Annotated in this window: 17 protein-coding genes; 11 read left to right on the top strand and 6 right to left on the bottom strand. The window is 64.7% G+C overall.

Going from position 1 to position 15,418, the window contains the following annotated elements:
- Position 1: 1 nt before the first annotated feature.
- Both FGL95_RS24445 and FGL95_RS24440 read right to left on the bottom strand, forming a co-directional pair.
- Positions 2–670 carry a DedA family protein gene (locus FGL95_RS24445; RefSeq protein ID WP_169591916.1) on the bottom strand — a complete coding sequence of 223 codons (669 nt, stop codon included), beginning with the start codon at positions 668–670 and terminating at the stop codon, positions 2–4.
- A gap of 2 nt (positions 671–672) precedes the next feature.
- Positions 673–1,356 (bottom strand): VTT domain-containing protein, encoded by a 684-nt coding sequence (locus FGL95_RS24440; RefSeq protein WP_169592072.1) that lies wholly within the window; start codon positions 1,354–1,356, stop codon positions 673–675.
- Between the two features lie 207 nt (positions 1,357–1,563).
- Between FGL95_RS24440 and fbaA the strand changes: the two genes are divergently transcribed.
- Positions 1,564–2,601 (top strand): class II fructose-bisphosphate aldolase, encoded by a 1,038-nt coding sequence (fbaA, locus tag FGL95_RS24435; protein WP_169591913.1) that lies wholly within the window; start codon positions 1,564–1,566, stop codon positions 2,599–2,601.
- A 10-nt stretch (positions 2,602–2,611) separates the two neighbouring features.
- Positions 2,612–3,742 (top strand): BTAD domain-containing putative transcriptional regulator, encoded by a 1,131-nt coding sequence (locus FGL95_RS24430; protein ID WP_338080009.1) that lies wholly within the window; start codon positions 2,612–2,614, stop codon positions 3,740–3,742.
- Positions 3,743–3,934: 192 nt separating this feature from the next.
- Here the strand turns inward: FGL95_RS24430 and FGL95_RS24425 are convergent, their stop codons facing one another.
- The gene (locus FGL95_RS24425; protein WP_169591910.1) at positions 3,935–4,909 is read right to left on the bottom strand and encodes an Rv0361 family membrane protein; all 975 of its coding nucleotides are present in this window, start codon (positions 4,907–4,909) and stop codon (positions 3,935–3,937) included.
- A 48-nt stretch (positions 4,910–4,957) separates the two neighbouring features.
- Between FGL95_RS24425 and FGL95_RS24420 the strand changes: the two genes are divergently transcribed.
- Positions 4,958–5,374: a DUF3151 domain-containing protein gene (locus tag FGL95_RS24420; RefSeq protein ID WP_169591908.1), complete on the top strand. Its 417-nt coding sequence runs from the start codon at positions 4,958–4,960 to the stop codon at positions 5,372–5,374.
- Between the two features lie 64 nt (positions 5,375–5,438).
- A complete protein-coding gene (locus tag FGL95_RS24415) occupies positions 5,439–6,518 on the top strand; it encodes an FUSC family protein (RefSeq protein WP_206072291.1) in 1,080 nt (359 codons plus the stop codon).
- Here FGL95_RS24415 and FGL95_RS24410 read toward each other — a convergent pair.
- Entirely contained in the window at positions 6,508–6,969 is a 462-nt protein-coding gene (locus tag FGL95_RS24410) for a pyridoxamine 5'-phosphate oxidase family protein (RefSeq protein ID WP_169591906.1), read from the bottom strand. The genes FGL95_RS24415 and FGL95_RS24410 overlap by 11 nt on opposite strands.
- A 148-nt stretch (positions 6,970–7,117) precedes the next feature.
- Between FGL95_RS24410 and FGL95_RS24405 the strand changes: the two genes are divergently transcribed.
- Positions 7,118–7,693, top strand: a complete 576-nt coding sequence (locus FGL95_RS24405) for a TerD family protein (protein ID WP_169591904.1) — start codon at positions 7,118–7,120, stop codon at positions 7,691–7,693.
- Here the strand turns inward: FGL95_RS24405 and FGL95_RS24400 are convergent, their stop codons facing one another.
- On the bottom strand, positions 7,694–8,860 hold the full coding sequence (locus FGL95_RS24400; protein ID WP_169591901.1) for a thiolase family protein: 1,167 nt from the start codon (positions 8,858–8,860) through the stop codon (positions 7,694–7,696).
- A 97-nt stretch (positions 8,861–8,957) separates the two neighbouring features.
- Here FGL95_RS24400 and FGL95_RS24395 point away from each other — a divergent pair, with 97 nt between their 5' ends.
- The 4 genes from FGL95_RS24395 to FGL95_RS24380 all read left to right on the top strand — a co-directional run bounded on the left by FGL95_RS24395 (position 8,958) and on the right by FGL95_RS24380 (position 12,040).
- Positions 8,958–9,434 carry a winged helix-turn-helix transcriptional regulator gene (locus tag FGL95_RS24395; RefSeq protein ID WP_169591898.1) on the top strand — a complete coding sequence of 159 codons (477 nt, stop codon included), beginning with the start codon at positions 8,958–8,960 and terminating at the stop codon, positions 9,432–9,434.
- A gap of 91 nt (positions 9,435–9,525) precedes the next feature.
- Complete coding sequence (locus FGL95_RS24390; protein WP_169591896.1) at positions 9,526–10,068, top strand: FHA domain-containing protein; 543 nt, start codon at positions 9,526–9,528, stop codon at positions 10,066–10,068.
- Positions 10,065–10,850, top strand: a complete 786-nt coding sequence (locus FGL95_RS24385) for a PP2C family protein-serine/threonine phosphatase (protein WP_169591893.1) — start codon at positions 10,065–10,067, stop codon at positions 10,848–10,850. Before FGL95_RS24390 ends, FGL95_RS24385 begins: the two co-directional genes overlap by 4 nt.
- Before the next feature lie 5 nt (positions 10,851–10,855).
- A complete protein-coding gene (locus FGL95_RS24380) occupies positions 10,856–12,040 on the top strand; it encodes an FHA domain-containing protein (RefSeq protein WP_169591891.1) in 1,185 nt (394 codons plus the stop codon).
- Positions 12,041–12,047: 7 nt separating this feature from the next.
- Here FGL95_RS24380 and FGL95_RS24375 read toward each other — a convergent pair whose 3' ends face one another.
- Positions 12,048–14,048, bottom strand: coding sequence for a serine/threonine-protein kinase (locus FGL95_RS24375; protein WP_169591888.1), 2,001 nt, complete (start codon positions 14,046–14,048; stop codon positions 12,048–12,050).
- A 117-nt stretch (positions 14,049–14,165) separates the two neighbouring features.
- Between FGL95_RS24375 and FGL95_RS24370 the strand changes: the two genes are divergently transcribed.
- Together FGL95_RS24370 and FGL95_RS24365 are read left to right on the top strand one after the other, a co-directional pair.
- On the top strand, positions 14,166–14,804 hold the full coding sequence (locus FGL95_RS24370) for an ArsR/SmtB family transcription factor (protein ID WP_169591886.1): 639 nt from the start codon (positions 14,166–14,168) through the stop codon (positions 14,802–14,804).
- A gap of 101 nt (positions 14,805–14,905) precedes the next feature.
- Positions 14,906–15,412: a hypothetical protein gene (locus FGL95_RS24365; RefSeq protein ID WP_169591883.1), complete on the top strand. Its 507-nt coding sequence runs from the start codon at positions 14,906–14,908 to the stop codon at positions 15,410–15,412.
- Positions 15,413–15,418: the final 6 nt, after the last annotated feature.

The following is a 15,418-nucleotide window of genomic DNA, read 5'->3' as shown; positions in this document are numbered from 1 at the left end:
TTCAGAGCTCGTGCTCGACCTCGTCGACCTCGACCTCTTCGGCGGGCTTGGCCATCTCCTGGTAGTAGTGCCGGATCCCGAGGATCGTTCCGATAACGAGGACCGCCACCATCACTCCGATGACAACCGGCATGAGCCATGAGATGCGGTGCAGGAACGTCCCGCAGTAGAAGCCGAGCAACAGTAGAACCGGCGCCCACACGATGGCTCCGAGCGTGCTGGCGATCGTGTACTTCGTGTGGTCCATCTTGGCGGCGCCTGCGACCAGCGGGCACAGCGTCCGCACCCAGGGGATCCAACGCGAGACCAGGACCGCCCAGAAACCATGGCGGTCCAGCATTCCGTTGACCCGATGGAGGTTCGCGGTGTTCAGATATTTGCCGTCGCGTCTGGCAACCAGCTTTGCCCCGGTCCGGTGGCCGATGACATAGCCGACCTGATTGCCCGCGATCGCGGCGATCATCGCACCGACCGACAAGGCCCAGGCTTGCTGACCGCCCGTGGTGTGCGTCGCGAGAACGATGCCTGCTGTGATCAGCATTGAATCGCCAGGGAGGAACAACCCGATGATCAGAGCGCATTCGAGAAATACGAGCGTGAGGACAACTACCCACACGACCACTGGACCAGCGGTTTCGAGAACGCCGAAACCGTGCGACGCAGCATTCATACTCAGCCAGCAGGCTCGTTCGGGGTCGCGACCGGATCGGCAAGATCGACGGGCTTACGACCTGCGCGCACGCGTTGCGCGACGTGGATGATCGCCGGCAAGACGGAGAGCAACACGATGAGCAAAAAGATTCCCTCGACGTTGTCGCGGATGAAGCCGACGTTGCCGAGGAAGTAACCGAGGATTGTGACGCCGCCGCCCCACAAGATGCCGCCGACGATGTCGAAGGTGAGGAACTTGCGGTACGTCATCTTCGACACACCCGCGAGAACAGGCGTGAAGGTTCTGACAATCGGAACGAATCGGGCCAGGATGATCGTCTTCGGCCCGTACTTCTCGAAGAAGGCGTGCGATTCGGTCACATATTTCTGCTTGAAGAATCGCGAATCTTCCTTGTTGAACAGCGCCGGACCGATCCTGCGTCCGATCCAGTACGCGCACTGATCGCCCGCAATGGCCGTCAAAGCGACTGCCGGAACCAGAATCCAGATGTTCGGATCGCCGTCTTGGGCTGCGAGGAGCCCGCCCGTGAACAGCAGCGAATCGCCCGGGAGCAGCGGGAACAGCAGTCCGGTCTCGATGAACACGATGACCAGGATGGCCGGAATCACCACGCTCGCGAACTTCTCGTTCAGGAGATACATCGGGTCCAACCATTGCGGCATCAATGCCAAGTTCGTCGTCACAGCATCCGAGGCCGCCAGCTCAATCACCTGCCCTACAGTACCGGCGTCGCGCAGGTGGTCGCCGCAATACCGGCGGTGAGCGCGTTCTATACCACGAGGTCCGGGTTCGGTACCGGTACGAAGCTCGTCTGTCCTAGGGTATTAGGCAGCGAGATTCAAAGCCGCCCTGATCCGGGCGGATTCACGACGCACACGGAGGTCTGTTCAGTGCCTATCGCGACTCCCGAGGTCTATGCCGAGATGCTTGGTCGGGCGAAAGAGCACGCCTTCGCCTTCCCCGCGATCAACTGCACGTCATCGGAAACCATCAACGCTGCCATCAAGGGCTTCGCCGATGCGGGTAGCGATGGCATCATCCAGTTCTCTACCGGTGGCGCCGAATTCGGTTCGGGCCTCGGTATCAAAGACATGGTCGTCGGCGCGACGGCGCTGGCCGAGTTCACGCACGTGATCGCCGCGAAGTACGACGTGACCATCGCGCTGCACACCGACCACTGCCCCAAGGACAAGCTGGACACCTACGTGCGTCCGCTGCTCGCCATTTCGCAGGAGCGTGTGAACGCTGGCAAGAACCCGCTGTTCCAGTCCCACATGTGGGACGGCTCGGCAATCCCGATCGACGAGAACCTCGAGATCGCCAAGGAACTGCTGAAAGCCGCTGCGGCCGCGAAGATCATTCTCGAGGTCGAAATCGGCGTCGTCGGTGGCGAAGAGGACGGCGTCGAAGCCGAGATCAACGAGAAGCTCTACACCACACCCGAAGATTTCGAGAAGACCATCGACGCGCTCGGCCATGGCGAGAACGGTCTGTACCTGCTTGCCGCAACCTTCGGCAACGTCCACGGTGTGTACAAGCCGGGCAACGTCGTCCTCAAGCCGGAGGTCCTGGCAGAAGGCCAGCGTGTCGCCGCCGCCAAGCTCGGACTACCCGAGGGCTCACATCCATTCGATTTCGTCTTCCACGGCGGGTCCGGCTCGCTGAAGTCCGAGATCGACGATGCGCTGAAGTTCGGCGTCGTCAAGATGAACGTCGACACCGACACGCAGTACGCGTTCACGCGCCCGATCGCCGGCCATATGTTCGCCAACTACGACGGTGTGCTGAAGGTCGATGGCGACGTGGGCAACAAGAAGGTCTACGACCCGCGTGGCTACCTCAAGAAGGCCGAAGCCAACATGACCGCCCGCGTGATCGAGGCATGCAACGACCTGAAGTCCGCGGGTCGTTCAGTCAGCGCCGGCTAGGCGTAGTCCTGTGGCGAGCCCGCGCGTCGACCTGCGCGTTCTCGGTCCAGTGCAGCTGATGGTCGACGGTGTTCCGCTTCCGGTGGGCGGTCCTAAGCCGCGCACGATGATTGCGCTGCTCGCGGTCAATCGTCGGCGGGCAGTCCCGTCGGAAGCGCTCGCCGATGCCGTGTGGGACAACGACGCGCCCGACGCGTACGCATCGAGCCTGCAAGTGTTCGTGTCGAACCTGCGAAAGACGTTGCGCAACGCGGGAGTCGACGCGCAGGCGATCTTGGCGACCGCGTCGCCCGGCTACAAGTTGCACATCGACGATGGTGAATGCGATCTCGGCAGGTTCGAGGCAGCCCGCGCGGCGGGGACGAAGGCTGCCGAGGCGGGCGACGCGGCTGCCGCAGCGAAGCATTTCGCAGCGGCCCTCGCCGAGTGGAGTGGCAAGGCTCTTTCGGACTTACGTGGGCTGCAGTTCGCCGACGATTTCGCTGCGGCCGTCGAAGAGGAGCGACTCCTGACGGTGTCGGCACGAATCGACGCCGACCTCGCCTGCGGCCGCGCGAGCGCGGTCGTCGGTGAACTGATCGCATTGACCGGCGAGTTTCCGCTGCGCGAACCGTTGTGGGGCCAGCTGATCACGGCGCTGTACTTGTCGAATCGTCAGGCCGAGGCGCTGGATGCGTGTCGTAGGGTCCGGGCGATCCTGGCCGAGGAGTTGGGCATCGATCCGAGTCCGGCTCTCGTCCAGCTCGAGCAGCAGGTTCTGCGGCAGGAGCCGCTCGTGCCCGGGTCGATCGGTCAGGCGGAGCGGCTGGCGAAGGCAATGAGTGAAACCGTCGGTGAAATGCCGAACGCGGTCCGGCGTGGGCGGTTGCGGGTCGAGGACGGTCGGACGGTGGCGATACCGGCGGACGGACTTCGGATCGGCCGCATGACCGACAACGATCTCGAACTCGACGACCCGAAGGTAAGTCGCTATCACGCGCAGATCAAACCCAGTCCGGCCGGATTGCTGATCAGAGACTTGCAGTCGGCGAACGGGGTGTTCCTGCGCGGTCACCAGATCGACGGCGGAGCGCTGCTCGGAAACGGCGACGCCATCCGAATCGGTTCCACCACCATGGTTTTCGAAGAGACCTCGCGCTAGGTACCAATGAGGCAGGGACCGGATGCGGTCCCCTCCGCCGCACCCGATCCCCAGCCATGAAAGACAATGCCGCGGGGTCGTTGGAGTTTGCTTAACGAACGCTTAAGACTGCACAACCCCCAACCCTCGTGAGTCTTTTTGGAGTCCCTGGACTCCAAAAAGACTCACGAGGGTTGGGTCAGGCTGGTTGGGTCAGGCTGGTGGCTCGCAGACCTTCCACGCGTCGTCGACGTGCATCAGGTTGAGGGTCCGGGTGAGGCGGTTGCTCGGATCGGCCTTGCGGTAGACGGTGACCTCGGCGATAGCGGTGTCGTCGGTGACCGAAACCCGGCCGACGCTCTGGACCACAGGGATCGACTTCTGATCGACCTCGGCTTTGTAGACCTCGGCGAAGCGCTCGTCGGAAATCTGTTTGTAGTAGTCGCCGAACGGTCCGCAGGTGGTGCGTCGCAGCGTTTGGATGTCACCGGTGGTCAGGGCGTGTCCGAACAGCTCGATCGATTCCTTGACCTGAGTTTCGGTCGACTTCCTGGAATCGCTGCTGCGCGTTACCCAGACCCCGGCAACGACGGCAGCTGCCAGAAGGACCAGCACTGCGAGCACGAGGAGTTTCTTGCCACCCTTCTTACGGGGAGGCGGCGGCTCGGCGGGGAGCACACGTTGCGGCTTCGCGGCGGGAGGCGGTGGAGGCTTCGGCGCGGACTCCACGGGCGGGGGCGGCGGCGTGGGTGCCGGGGGAGCAGGCGCCGGCGGCTCGGGGTGCTTGGCCACCGAAACCGGCGGCGCTACCGGCGGACGAGGTGCCGGAGCTTTCGGCGGCGAGGTCGGCGGATGAGTCTGGCGCGGTGGCGGCGGCGAGACCCGCCTGATCGGCTGGGTCGGTGCCGTCGGGCCTGCTTGCGGAGGGGCGGGCGGTCGCGAAACGGCCGGTGGGGGAACACGCCTCGGTGCAGGTGCCTTCGGCGGGACGGGCGGCGGCGGTGTGACCGGCATCGGCGCGGTCTCGTCCGAGACGATCGGCTTGTCCGCAGTAGACGGCTTGTCGGTAGGGGTGTCTTCAGGTTCGGAATCGTCGATCGCAGCCATCGCCTGCGTCGACTCAGGATCCGGCACCGACTCCCCAGGGTCGACATTCGGCTGCTGCGGCGCCTTTTCGTCCTTCGGCACGCTTCACCCCGTTTCTCGCGCTAGACCCCGAAAGGCACAATGTAGCTCATGACGTCTTTTGGTGACCTGCTCGGACCACAGCCGACTTTGCTTCCCGGAGACGATGAAGCCGAATCGGAACTGCTCAACCACGCCGAACCTGCAAAGGTCGCCGCGGACCACCCCACCGCGTCGATCGCGTGGGCTTATCTTGCCGAGGCGGCCTTGCGTGACGGCGCGGTCATCACGGCATATGCCTACGCGCGCACCGGATATCACCGCGGCCTGGATCAGTTGCGGCGCAACGGCTGGAAGGGATTCGGTCCGGTGCCGTACAGCCACGAACCGAACCGCGGCTTCCTGCGTTGCGTCGGAGTGCTGGCGCTCGCCGCCAAGCAGATCGGCGAGAACGACGAATACGCGCGATGCCTCGACCTCCTGGAGGACTGCGATCCTCGCGCAGCCGAAGAACTTGGCATCGAATAGACGACTACGTCTGGATGCGTCTCGCGGGAAGGCCCGTCTGCGCGCATCGTGGAGCCGCCTTCGGCTGACTGCGATTCCGATCCTGCAATGCGCGCTGGCCGCTGGGTGCGCCTGGTGGGTGGCGACGGTCCCGATCGGCCACCAGAAGCCGTTCTTCGCGCCGATTGCCGCTGTCGTCTCGCTCGGTGTAGCGCTGGGAGCACGGTTCCGCCGGTCCGTGGAGTTGGTGGTCGGGGTAGCGGTCGGCGTTGGAATCGGCGACGTGCTGATCAATATGATCGGCAGCGGAGCATGGCAGATCGTTCTGGTTGTCGCTCTCGCGATGATTGCGGCGGTGCTGCTCGACGGCGGACCGGTCATCACGGTCCAGGCTGCGAGTTCGGCCGTGTTGGTTGCGACCTTGCTCCCGCCAGGCGCAAACGGCGGCTTCGATCGAATGATCGATGCCCTGACCGGCGGGCTGGTCGGCGTCGCGGTGGTAGCGATGGTCCCGACCAATCCGATTCTGCGTGCAAAGGACACTGCGGGCGAAATCCTCGGTGTGGCAGCGGAAGTGCTCCGCATGTGCGCCGACGGACTGATGGAGCAGAACGCGAAGACCATAGCGGAATCGCTCCATCTCGCCCGCGATACTCAGGCCAAGATCGATGCGCTGCGAAACGATCTGAGGGGTGGCCACGAGATCAGCCGCATCTCGCCGTTGCATTGGAACACCCGGGCGAAGGTCGCCAGGTTGGCAGAGATCGCCGATCCGCTCGACAATGCGGTCCGCAACATCCGCGTCCTCGTGCGCCGATCGCTGTCACTCGTTCGCGACGACGAGATCCTCGACCCACGTTTGGTCGACGAGGTCGAAAAGTTGTCGCACGCCGTCGAAACTGTTCGGTCGGCAACGCTTGCCGGCCTCGAGGACCGGCCTGGTCTGGCGGAGGCGCAACGCGAATTGCGGGCGGTCGCGGCGGGTGCTCGCTTCGACCTGGTGCGTAAGGCCGGACTGTCGGCGAGTGTCGTTCTCGCTCAGCTACGTTCGACGATCGTCGACCTGCTGCAGGTGACGGGTGTCGACCGTAAGGCTGCGCTCGCTACTCTCCCGCCGACTGTGCCCAACCCGTTCGTCCCGCCGGAGCCGGACATCACTTGGTAGTGCGCACGACCGCCTGACCGGGACGCCACAGGTCGACGTACAAGTGTTTGTCGTCGACGGTGGTGAGCACGGCCTCGTCGATGTCGAGCGCGAAAATATGTGCCTCGCCAGGGTTTTCGAGATAGTGCGCGACGGTTTGTTCTTTCTCGTCGCCGGACAGTTCACGCGCACGACCAGCGACCTTCGCGTCGCCGCCCGCCATCTTCTCGTCGACCGGATTGCTGTGCAACGCGTACCTCGGGTCGCGCTGCAGGTCGCGCGCCTTGCGGGCGCCGATCATCGAACCGAGCACGAGGAGGTCGCCGAACATCTCGACCTCGGTGCCGCTGACTCGAGGCGAGCCATCGCGCCGGATGGTCGCGATGATGTGGTGCTTGTGGGCGCGGAAGCGCGCAGCGATCGCTTCGGCGAGAGCAGGCGCCTCGTCCGAGAACTGTTTCCAGGTAGCCATAGCACCGATTGTGCGCGTCGATACCGACAAACTTCGCAATGCGCCGCTTGGACTCTCAGGACTCCAAAAAAGTCCCACAACGAAGGTCGCGAGTCTCGGTAGGCTCGAAAGAGACGAGGCAAGCTGCGAAGTTCAGGAGGGTTACAGGATGGGCGTGACACTGGCAAAAGGCGGCAACGTTTCGTTGTCGAAGGAGTCGCCGAATCTCACGGCAGTGACGATCGGACTCGGCTGGGATGTCCGGGCGACGACTGGCCAGGATTTCGACCTCGACGCGAGCGCGATCGGCCTCGCAGGCGGAAAAGCGCTGCACGACAACTTCTTCGTGTTCTACAACAACTTGCGGTCGCCGGACGGCGCGATCGAGCACACCGGCGACAACCTGACCGGCGAGGGGGAAGGCGACGACGAAAGCATCAACATCGATCTGCGGGCATTGACGCCGCAGGTCGAGTCGGTGGTGTTCCCCGTCTCGATCCACGACGCCGACGCCCGGCGGCAGAACTTCGGCCAGGTCCGCAACGCCTATATCCGCGTCGTCGATCGCACGAGTGGGGCCGAACTTGCCCGGTACGACCTCACTGAAGACGCATCGTCGGAAACCGCAATGATCTTCGGTGAGCTCTACCGCCGAGGTACGGAGTGGAAGTTCCGCGCGATCGGCCAGGGCTATGCGTCCGGCCTCTACGGGATCGTCAAGGACTTCGGCATCAACGTCGGCTGACTAAAGCCGTTCGAGCACCATCGCGTTGGACAGACCACCTGCCTCGCACATCGTCTGCAGACCGTAGCGAGCACCGCGGTCGGCCATGGCGCCCAGCATCGTCGTGAGGATGCGGGCACCGCTCGCGCCGAGCGGGTGGCCGATCGCGAGCGCTCCGCCATGAACGTTGACTCGGTCTAGGTCCGCACCGGTTTCGTGCGCCCAGGCGAGGACCACGGACGCGAAGGCCTCGTTGACCTCGAAGACGCCGATGTCGTCGAGCGACAGCCCGGACCGTGCCAGCACCTTTGCGGTCGCGGGGATGATCGCCGTCAGCATGAGCAGCGGATCGTCGCCGACGACTGCGAAGCTGTGCAACCTGGCGATCGGCGTCAGACCGAGTTCTTTGGCCTTCTCGCTGGTCGTGATCAGCACTGCCGCGCTGCCGTCGCTTATCTGACTTGCGTTGGCGGCCGTGATGTTCCAGCCGATCTCGGGGAAGCGCTGTGCCCAGGCATCGTTGTAGTAGGCCGGCTTCAAGCTGCCGAGCCGGTCCAGGGTGCCGCCTGGGCGGATGCCTTCGTCGGCGGCGAGTTCGGGGAGCGTGACGAACTGCTTCGCGAATTGTCCGCCTTGCGTTGCCGCAGCTGCCTTTTCGTGGCTGCGAAGGGCGAACTCGTCGAGTTGCGTGCGTGAGAGGTTCCAGCGCGACGCGATCAGCTCTGCGCTGATCCCCTGCGGGACAAGCCCATCCGGATAGCGCTGGGCCAGTGCCGGACTCCAAGGCGAACCGTCGCGGATGTTGCTGCCCATCGGCTCGCGTCCCATCGACTCGACACCGCCGGCGACGACGATGTCGTACGCCCCGGACAGCACGCCCTGCGCGGCGAAATGCACTGCCTGCTGGCTGCTTCCGCATTGGCGGTCGATCGTCGTGCCTGGGACCGACTCGGGGTAACCGGCGGCAAGCAGCGCGCTGCGGGTGATGTTGTATGCCTGCTCGTCGACCTGCGTGACACAGCCACCGATGACGTCGTCTATGAGCGCCGGATCGATTCCGGACCGCTCGACGACCGCGCGGAGGCTGTGTGCGAACAGATCGACCGGGTGGATGTCGTGCAATGCACCGTTCGGCTTTCCTTTGCCCACCGGAGTTCTGACTGCCTCGACGATTACTGCATCCCTCATGATTTCTTGATCCCTTCCATCGACGCTGACTTTGGAACTCTATAGTCAGGATACGAGCTGACTATGGATTGGGCAAGTTAGCCGTAGAATGGATCACATGTCCGCAATTCAGCTCGACGACGTCCTCGCAGACCGCTCGCGATGGAAGACCTCTCGCTGCTCGATCGGCAAGGCCATGGAGGTTGTCGGCACCCGGTCGGCGATCTTGATCCTGCGCGAGGCGTTGTATGGCACCACCCGCTTCGACGACTTCGCGCAGCGTGTCGGGATCACGCAGGCCGTCGCCGCGACCCGGCTGAAAGACTTGACCGCGGCAGGGCTGCTCGACAAACAGCCCTACCAAGAGCCGGGTCAGCGCACCCGCTACGAATACATCCTGACCGAGAAGGGCGCGGACCTGTTGCCGGTAGTCATGGCCCTCATGCAGTGGGGCGACAAGCATCTCCAAGGCGCCGAGGGCGCGCCGCTGTCCGTCGTCGAAGCGGCGACCGGTGAGCCCATTCGGGTCGAGGTCCGCGGCGCAGACGGCGCTGTCACGGACGTGAGTGAATTGCGGCTCCAACTGCCCAGCTGAGGCTCGGATCCAAGGTTTCTTTAAGCGCATCCCAGGGAATCCGAAGGAAGCTCTGCGCACAAGAAAACCGGAGCCACAAGAAAGAGCGGGAATGGATCCGATGCGTAATCCACCGTCGCTAAGTTCGAGGTCACGGTTCGGTGGCGTGTTCGCGCGATGGTCCGGTCGGAAGAAACCAGCCCAAAGAGAAGACGGGCAACTCTCGTCAGGCGGCAGTACGCCGTTGCCGCCGTGGCTGGACGACGAGAATGCGGCCGAGCCCATGGCAGTCCCGCCGCCGATCGTCGTCACTCGCTGGGATCGACCCGAGCGGCAATGGCATTTGGCATTCGATGACGGGTCTGTGATCGCAGTCGCCGGTGCCGGACTCATCGGTCGAGCGCCATCGCCGTTGCCGGGGGAGAAGGTCATTCACCTCGTTGCTATCGACGACGACACCTTCTCGATGTCGAAAACTCACCTCGAATTCGGGCTCGACGACGCGGGCCTGTGGGTGCGCGACAGAGCGTCCACAAATGGGTCCGTTGTGGAAACAACAGGACGGCTGGCGCGGCTTATGCCGGGCGTACGCGTTCGGACGCCTCCTGGCGCTACCATCCACATGGGTGCCCGCAGATTCGGAGTGCAGCGATGACAGAGAGCTCGGTGATCGCCGGCGCGACCCTCAACTGGGGGGTTGCGACCGACGTGGGCTCCGTTCGGTCTGCCAACCAAGATTCGTATTGCACGGACCCGCCAGTGTTCGTCGTCGCCGACGGCATGGGCGGTCAGTCTGCGGGTGATATCGCGAGTCGTGAGGCCGTTGCCGCGATGGCGGGTCTGGCTGGACGCGTGCCGGTCACCGGCGACATGTTGACCTCGAGTCTCGCGGAGGCGCGAGAGCGAATCTCGAAGATCGAGGTCGACGGTCGCCCGCCGGGTACGACGCTGAGCGGCGTCATCGTCACAGTCCAGGATTCGGTGCCGTACTGGATGGTCGTCAACATCGGCGATTCGCGGACCTACCGGCTCGACGCCGGTGGCTTCGCACAAGTGACCGTCGATCATTCGGCGATCCAAGAGCTCATCGACTCCGGCGACATCAATCCGTCGTCGGCGAATTTCCACCCGATCCGCAACATCGTCACCCGCGCGATCCTGCCCAAGACGGACTACCCGGCAGATGTGTGGCTGTTGCCGATGGTCGCGGGCGACCGGATCCTCGTCTGTTCGGACGGACTGACGAAAGAGATCGAAGACGGCGGCATCGAAGAGGTGCTGCGCACAATCGAAGATCCACAGGCGGCGGCGGACGAACTCGTCCGCACCGCGATCGAGGCCGGTGGCCACGACAATGTCACCGTTGTCATCGTCGACGCGATCCACGCCGACGCGCCGACCGATGAAACCGCCCCGTTGCCGGTGCTACGAGGCTGATCCCCATGGCCCACACCTACAGACCGGGCGGCTGGCCTGCCGTGATCTGCGATCGTGGAGCCGTCTTCGTCCCGCCGAGTGTCGAGCCCCACCGCGTCAAGGCGTTGTACGAAGCGATGCTGACCGGTGCCGATGAAGCCGCGCTGCGAACAATGCTCGACGAGGCAGGTCCGGTGCCGTCGTATGCGATCGTCCTGCGCGACGCCGGTCCCCGCGGCAACGGAAAGTCTTCCGCGCGTGGTGAAGTCGTCGCCGACCTTCGCGATCACAAAGGCGATCACGCCGACGGCCGCGACGCGCCGCTGGCGACCGCGATCGTGCGCGGCGGCGGCCCTGGCGCGACCATCGAACTGCCGATCGTCTCGGGAATCGTGCTCGCCAACGAGATCACGTTGCATTGGAACGTTTCCGAACCAGAACCGGAACCAGAACAAGAACCCGTGCCTGAGCCGGAGTCGGCCCCGCCGCCTGAGCCCGAGCCGGTCGCAGCCGTGGTCGCCGAAGCACCTCCAGAACCCGAACCCGCGCCGCCAGTGCTCACCAAAACGCCCGGGCCCGCCGTCGGTGTGCCCGAGCCGACGTTTCGAACCGGGGCGCCACCGCCACCTGCGGCGCCCGTCGTCGAACGCGCTCCTGGGCAGGCGATCGGGGACCACGACGGACTTACGAGAGCGTGGAATCCCGTCGGTGGCGCAGTCGCGCAGGACATCAAATTGCCGCAACCTGCCGAAGCGCCGATGGTGCTCGGATTGGCATGCCCTGCAGGACATTCCAACCCGCCGGACCGCACCGAATGCCTCCTGTGCGGCCAAGGGCTGGAGGGCGAACCTCGGCCTGTCGAGCGCCCGTCGCTCGGCACGATTCGGATGTCGAACGGAACCAACGTCCCGTTGGTCGGGTCGATGGTGCTGGGCGCGCGGCCGAGCGTCAAGCAGGCCACGGAAGGCGATGTGCCGCATCTGATCACGGTCCGCAGTCCGACTCGGGCGATTTCGCGCTCGCACCTGAGTATCCGAATCGACGGCTGGCATGTGTTCGCGGTCGACCTGAACAGCACCAACGGCACTTTCCTGTTGCGCGGCGGCCAGCCCGCGGAACGCCTTCGGCCCGACGAGCCCTTCCAGGTGTCGGACGGCGACGTCCTCGACATCTGTGACGGCGTTCGGCTCTATTTCGAAGGTTTGCCCTGAGCGGTGCTCACTCGCCGATGCGAACCGCGTCGATGGTGAATTTCCAAACGCCTGGGCAGGCGCCGGTGAAGGTGATCGTCGTCGTACCGGTCAACTTCTGCGCAGGCCCGGCACCCGTGGTGGTCGGCTTCAGAACATCGAGGTAGCGCGGATTGCCTGCATCGACCCCAGAGTCGCATTTCGACTTCACGGCTTGATAGGACTGTTCGAACGCGCCGTCGACGAACTTGAAGACGCGCGGGTGGTCGGTCTCGGGTCTGGACAAGACGACCACGCACTCGTTCCCATCGTGTGTGCACGCGGGTGACGCTGTCCATCGTTCGACGACCGGGGTTCTGTTTGCGGACTCGCTACCGGGCGGGGTCGAGGTCAGCGTCGTCGTGAGTTCGTAGGTGCCGCGAAACGCGGCTCCGGGAGGGTTCGGATTGCCGGGGTCGGCCGGGTTGGCGTCGGTCAACGGTGCGGTGTCGGCAGGCAGATCGCCGCTGCGGACCAGGTCCATCGTCGACTCCCAAATTCCGCGGCAGGTCCCGCCTTGGGTGGTGACCGCCTTTCCGGACAGGCGCTCGATGGGTCCGTCGGTCGGTTGGGTCGGGGCCGTCAGTGTGATGGTCTGAATGGCGACCCAGGTTTCGTGCTGCTCCTCCTGCGTCTCCGCGGAACGACAAATTCGCTGTTCAGGTACAAAATTGCGAACCCACCTGCCGTCTGTGTAGCGAAACTCCATGCGGTCGAGCGTGAAATAGCCGTCGGTGCCGGGCGTCTTCGACGAGGCGACTGCGACGCATTCACCCGCCTTGCCGTCGCACTGCGACCGGACCTCCCAGACCACCTCCAGCGGTTTCTCGAGCTTGTCCGGAGCGACAGCGACGCCGTTGTAGACATTCGACTGGATCTTGACGTTGTACATGCCTTGAAAGGCATTGCCTGGATTCTTCGCGGCGTCTGCGCTCGAATCGTTGGAGCTTTGGTTGTTCACCCGCCAGATCGCAAAACCCACGACACACGCAATCGCGACCAGCACCGCGAGGACGGCGGCGATCGGTCGGTGCAGAAACGATGTCGACGGCGCGGGCGAAACCGGCTGGTGTTGCCACGGTTGGGGAGTTGGTGGCCGCACCTGGTCCCGCAGGACCGTGGGCTCCGGTGCAGGCCGTCGGGGGAACTGGGCGGCATGGCGCGCGGCCGTCGCCAACTCCATGCAGGTGCTGTATCGCTCGTCGCGGTTCTTTGCGAGCGCCCGTGCGATGACGTCGTCGAAGGCAGGGGGTACGGCAGCGACGAAGCTCGTCGGCCTCGGAATCGGACGGCTGACGTGGCCCATGATGATGCCGCCTGCGCTGGGCGCCTCGTACGGAGGATGCCCTGTCACCAGGTGGTAGAGCGTGCAGCCCAACGAGTACACGTCGGACCGACCGTCGAGCGGCCTTCCTTCCAGTTGCTCGGGCGACGCATAGTGCAGCGTGGCGAGCAAGATCCCTGTCTGCGTCAGGTGGCCGGTCTCGTCGAGCGCTTTTGCGATGCCGAAATCGGTGAGAAAGACGCGCTCGTCCGCGTCGTCGTAGGTGCCCTCGGCGAGAAGGATGTTGGCCGGCTTGACGTCGCGATGCAGGATTCCGAGACGATGCGCGTGATCGAGCGCCTTCGCGACCTCGGTGATGATGTGCAGTGCGCGTTGTGGTGGAACCGGTCCGCGTGCGACGAGCTTGCCTGCATCGGTCCCTGCGACGTATTGCATGGCGATCCACAGTTGGTCGCCGACGCGGCCGCGGTCGTACACGGCGACGATGTTGGGATGCTCGAGGCGGGCTGCGTGCGCGGCTTCGTGCTCGAACCGCGCGCGCACGCTGTTGTCGCCGGTCAACGACCGGTGCAGCAATTTCAGTGCGACAAGGCGTGGAAGGTTGGGGTGGCGCGCAAGGTAGACCGCGCCCATGCCACCGGTACCGATGATCCCCTGGATGGTGTATCCAGCGAATACGTCACCCGGCTTCAGGGCCGATTCCATTTTCCGACTTCCCTTCTCGACCCTTCCGGCACTCGGTCAACACCCATCATCCGGTATCGACGCGCGCTAGGCTCCCTCGAATACGCAACCGATCGATTGCACATTCTGGAGGCATCGATGACGGCACCGGTGTTCGCCGCGCTTGCCGACAGCACGCGCAGCGCGATCCTCGACGCAGTTGCGCGCCATGGTCCCATGTCGGCGACCGAGCTACTCGGCCACATCGCGGTCACGCGGCAGGCGATCACGAAGCATCTGGCGATCTTGCGCGACGCGGGGCTGGTCACCGCAGGGAAAACCGGTCGCGACGTGCGCTATCGAGTGCAGGCCACGGAACTGCGATCGACTGCGCACACGCTCGGCGAGCTTGCGGCAGGTGCCGAGCGCGCTCCTCTGGGGCGATTCGCTGCCGGGCTGCGCCCCGCACTGCTCTGCTCGGTGCACCCGGTCGCCGACATGGACCTGGCAATCGGTGGCTGGCTCGATATCGGGCTGCGCACGATGTGGTTCCCCAGCGAAGGGGTGTGTCTGCTCGGCGCGGATCGGCCTGTGGTGCTCCTGACGGACCGCGCCGACGAGCGTGCACTAGGTCCAGGTCCGTTGCTCGACATCGCGCACATCGACCGGTGGACAGAGGACTGGCTGCTGGTGCCGCGTGACACGAGCATGGGCCGTTACGGCGTGGCGACCGCGTCGGGTGGCGCGGTGGTCCGGGTGATCGAGCCGAATTCGCAGCTGAGGGAGTTGCTCGCCTAATGAGGTAGTGCACTACTCGCGCCCGCGGCCTCGCGCGTCAATAACGTCGAACCCAGACTGCGGCCACGAGGGGGGCCGCAGTCTGGATCAAGGGGACCTGCATGTTCTTGCCGTCGTATCCGGACCTGTTCGACCGATTCCGCCTGGAGTCGGCCGAGGCCGCGCTGGCAGACCGTGCTGCGAGCGGGGACCGTGACGCGATCGATGCGGCGCGGTGCCTGCTCGACCTCGGAATTTCCACGATGGAGCCAGCCCGACTGTCCGCCAGCCCATTTCAGGTGCAACCGCACTACATCGACGGACCGAATCCGCTTGCTCGCGCGACGCGGGTGCTCGGGGACCCCGATGTCGTCCGGTTCAGTCTGGACGGCGGCGTCGGATCGCCGATCGAGCGTGTGCCGCTCGCGATCGTGTGGTTCAACCTGGAATCGATGTCGGGGGGCGTGCAGCGACTTGTCGCCGACCAGTGCGTCGCAGCAGGGGTCGGTTCGATGCGGTCTGCGACGGTCGTCGCGGGTAAGGGTGGCGTCGTCGCCGCGATGGTCCAGATCGGGGCGACGGGGTCCGCGGTTGTCGACCCGCACCCAGGATTCGTCTATTTGCATTGACCGCTA

The sequence above is a fragment of the Antrihabitans stalactiti genome, assembly GCF_012932915.1.
Classification (GTDB): Bacteria; Actinomycetota; Actinomycetes; order Mycobacteriales; family Mycobacteriaceae; genus Antrihabitans; species Antrihabitans stalactiti.
Note: the sequence above shows the minus strand (reverse complement) of the source record. Positions and strands in the feature narration are given on the sequence as shown.

Bases quoted from the DNA above. Each gene is read 5' to 3' on its own strand.
- FGL95_RS24375 (WP_169591888.1), bottom strand. From the start codon at position 14,048: ATGGAATCGGCCCTGAAGCCGGGTGACGTATTCGCTGGATACACCATC.
- FGL95_RS24370 (WP_169591886.1), top strand. From the start codon at position 14,166: ATGACGGCACCGGTGTTCGCCGCGCTTGCCGACAGCACGCGCAGCGCG.
- FGL95_RS24385 (WP_169591893.1), top strand. From the start codon at position 10,065: ATGACAGAGAGCTCGGTGATCGCCGGCGCGACCCTCAACTGGGGGGTT.
- FGL95_RS24420 (WP_169591908.1), top strand. From the start codon at position 4,958: ATGACGTCTTTTGGTGACCTGCTCGGACCACAGCCGACTTTGCTTCCC.
- FGL95_RS24405 (WP_169591904.1), top strand. From the start codon at position 7,118: ATGGGCGTGACACTGGCAAAAGGCGGCAACGTTTCGTTGTCGAAGGAG.
- FGL95_RS24410 (WP_169591906.1), bottom strand. From the start codon at position 6,969: ATGGCTACCTGGAAACAGTTCTCGGACGAGGCGCCTGCTCTCGCCGAA.
- FGL95_RS24445 (WP_169591916.1), bottom strand. From the start codon at position 670: ATGAATGCTGCGTCGCACGGTTTCGGCGTTCTCGAAACCGCTGGTCCA.
- FGL95_RS24395 (WP_169591898.1), top strand. From the start codon at position 8,958: ATGTCCGCAATTCAGCTCGACGACGTCCTCGCAGACCGCTCGCGATGG.
- FGL95_RS24400 (WP_169591901.1), bottom strand. From the start codon at position 8,860: ATGAGGGATGCAGTAATCGTCGAGGCAGTCAGAACTCCGGTGGGCAAA.
- FGL95_RS24365 (WP_169591883.1), top strand. From the start codon at position 14,906: ATGTTCTTGCCGTCGTATCCGGACCTGTTCGACCGATTCCGCCTGGAG.
- FGL95_RS24380 (WP_169591891.1), top strand. From the start codon at position 10,856: ATGGCCCACACCTACAGACCGGGCGGCTGGCCTGCCGTGATCTGCGAT.
- FGL95_RS24390 (WP_169591896.1), top strand. From the start codon at position 9,526: ATGGATCCGATGCGTAATCCACCGTCGCTAAGTTCGAGGTCACGGTTC.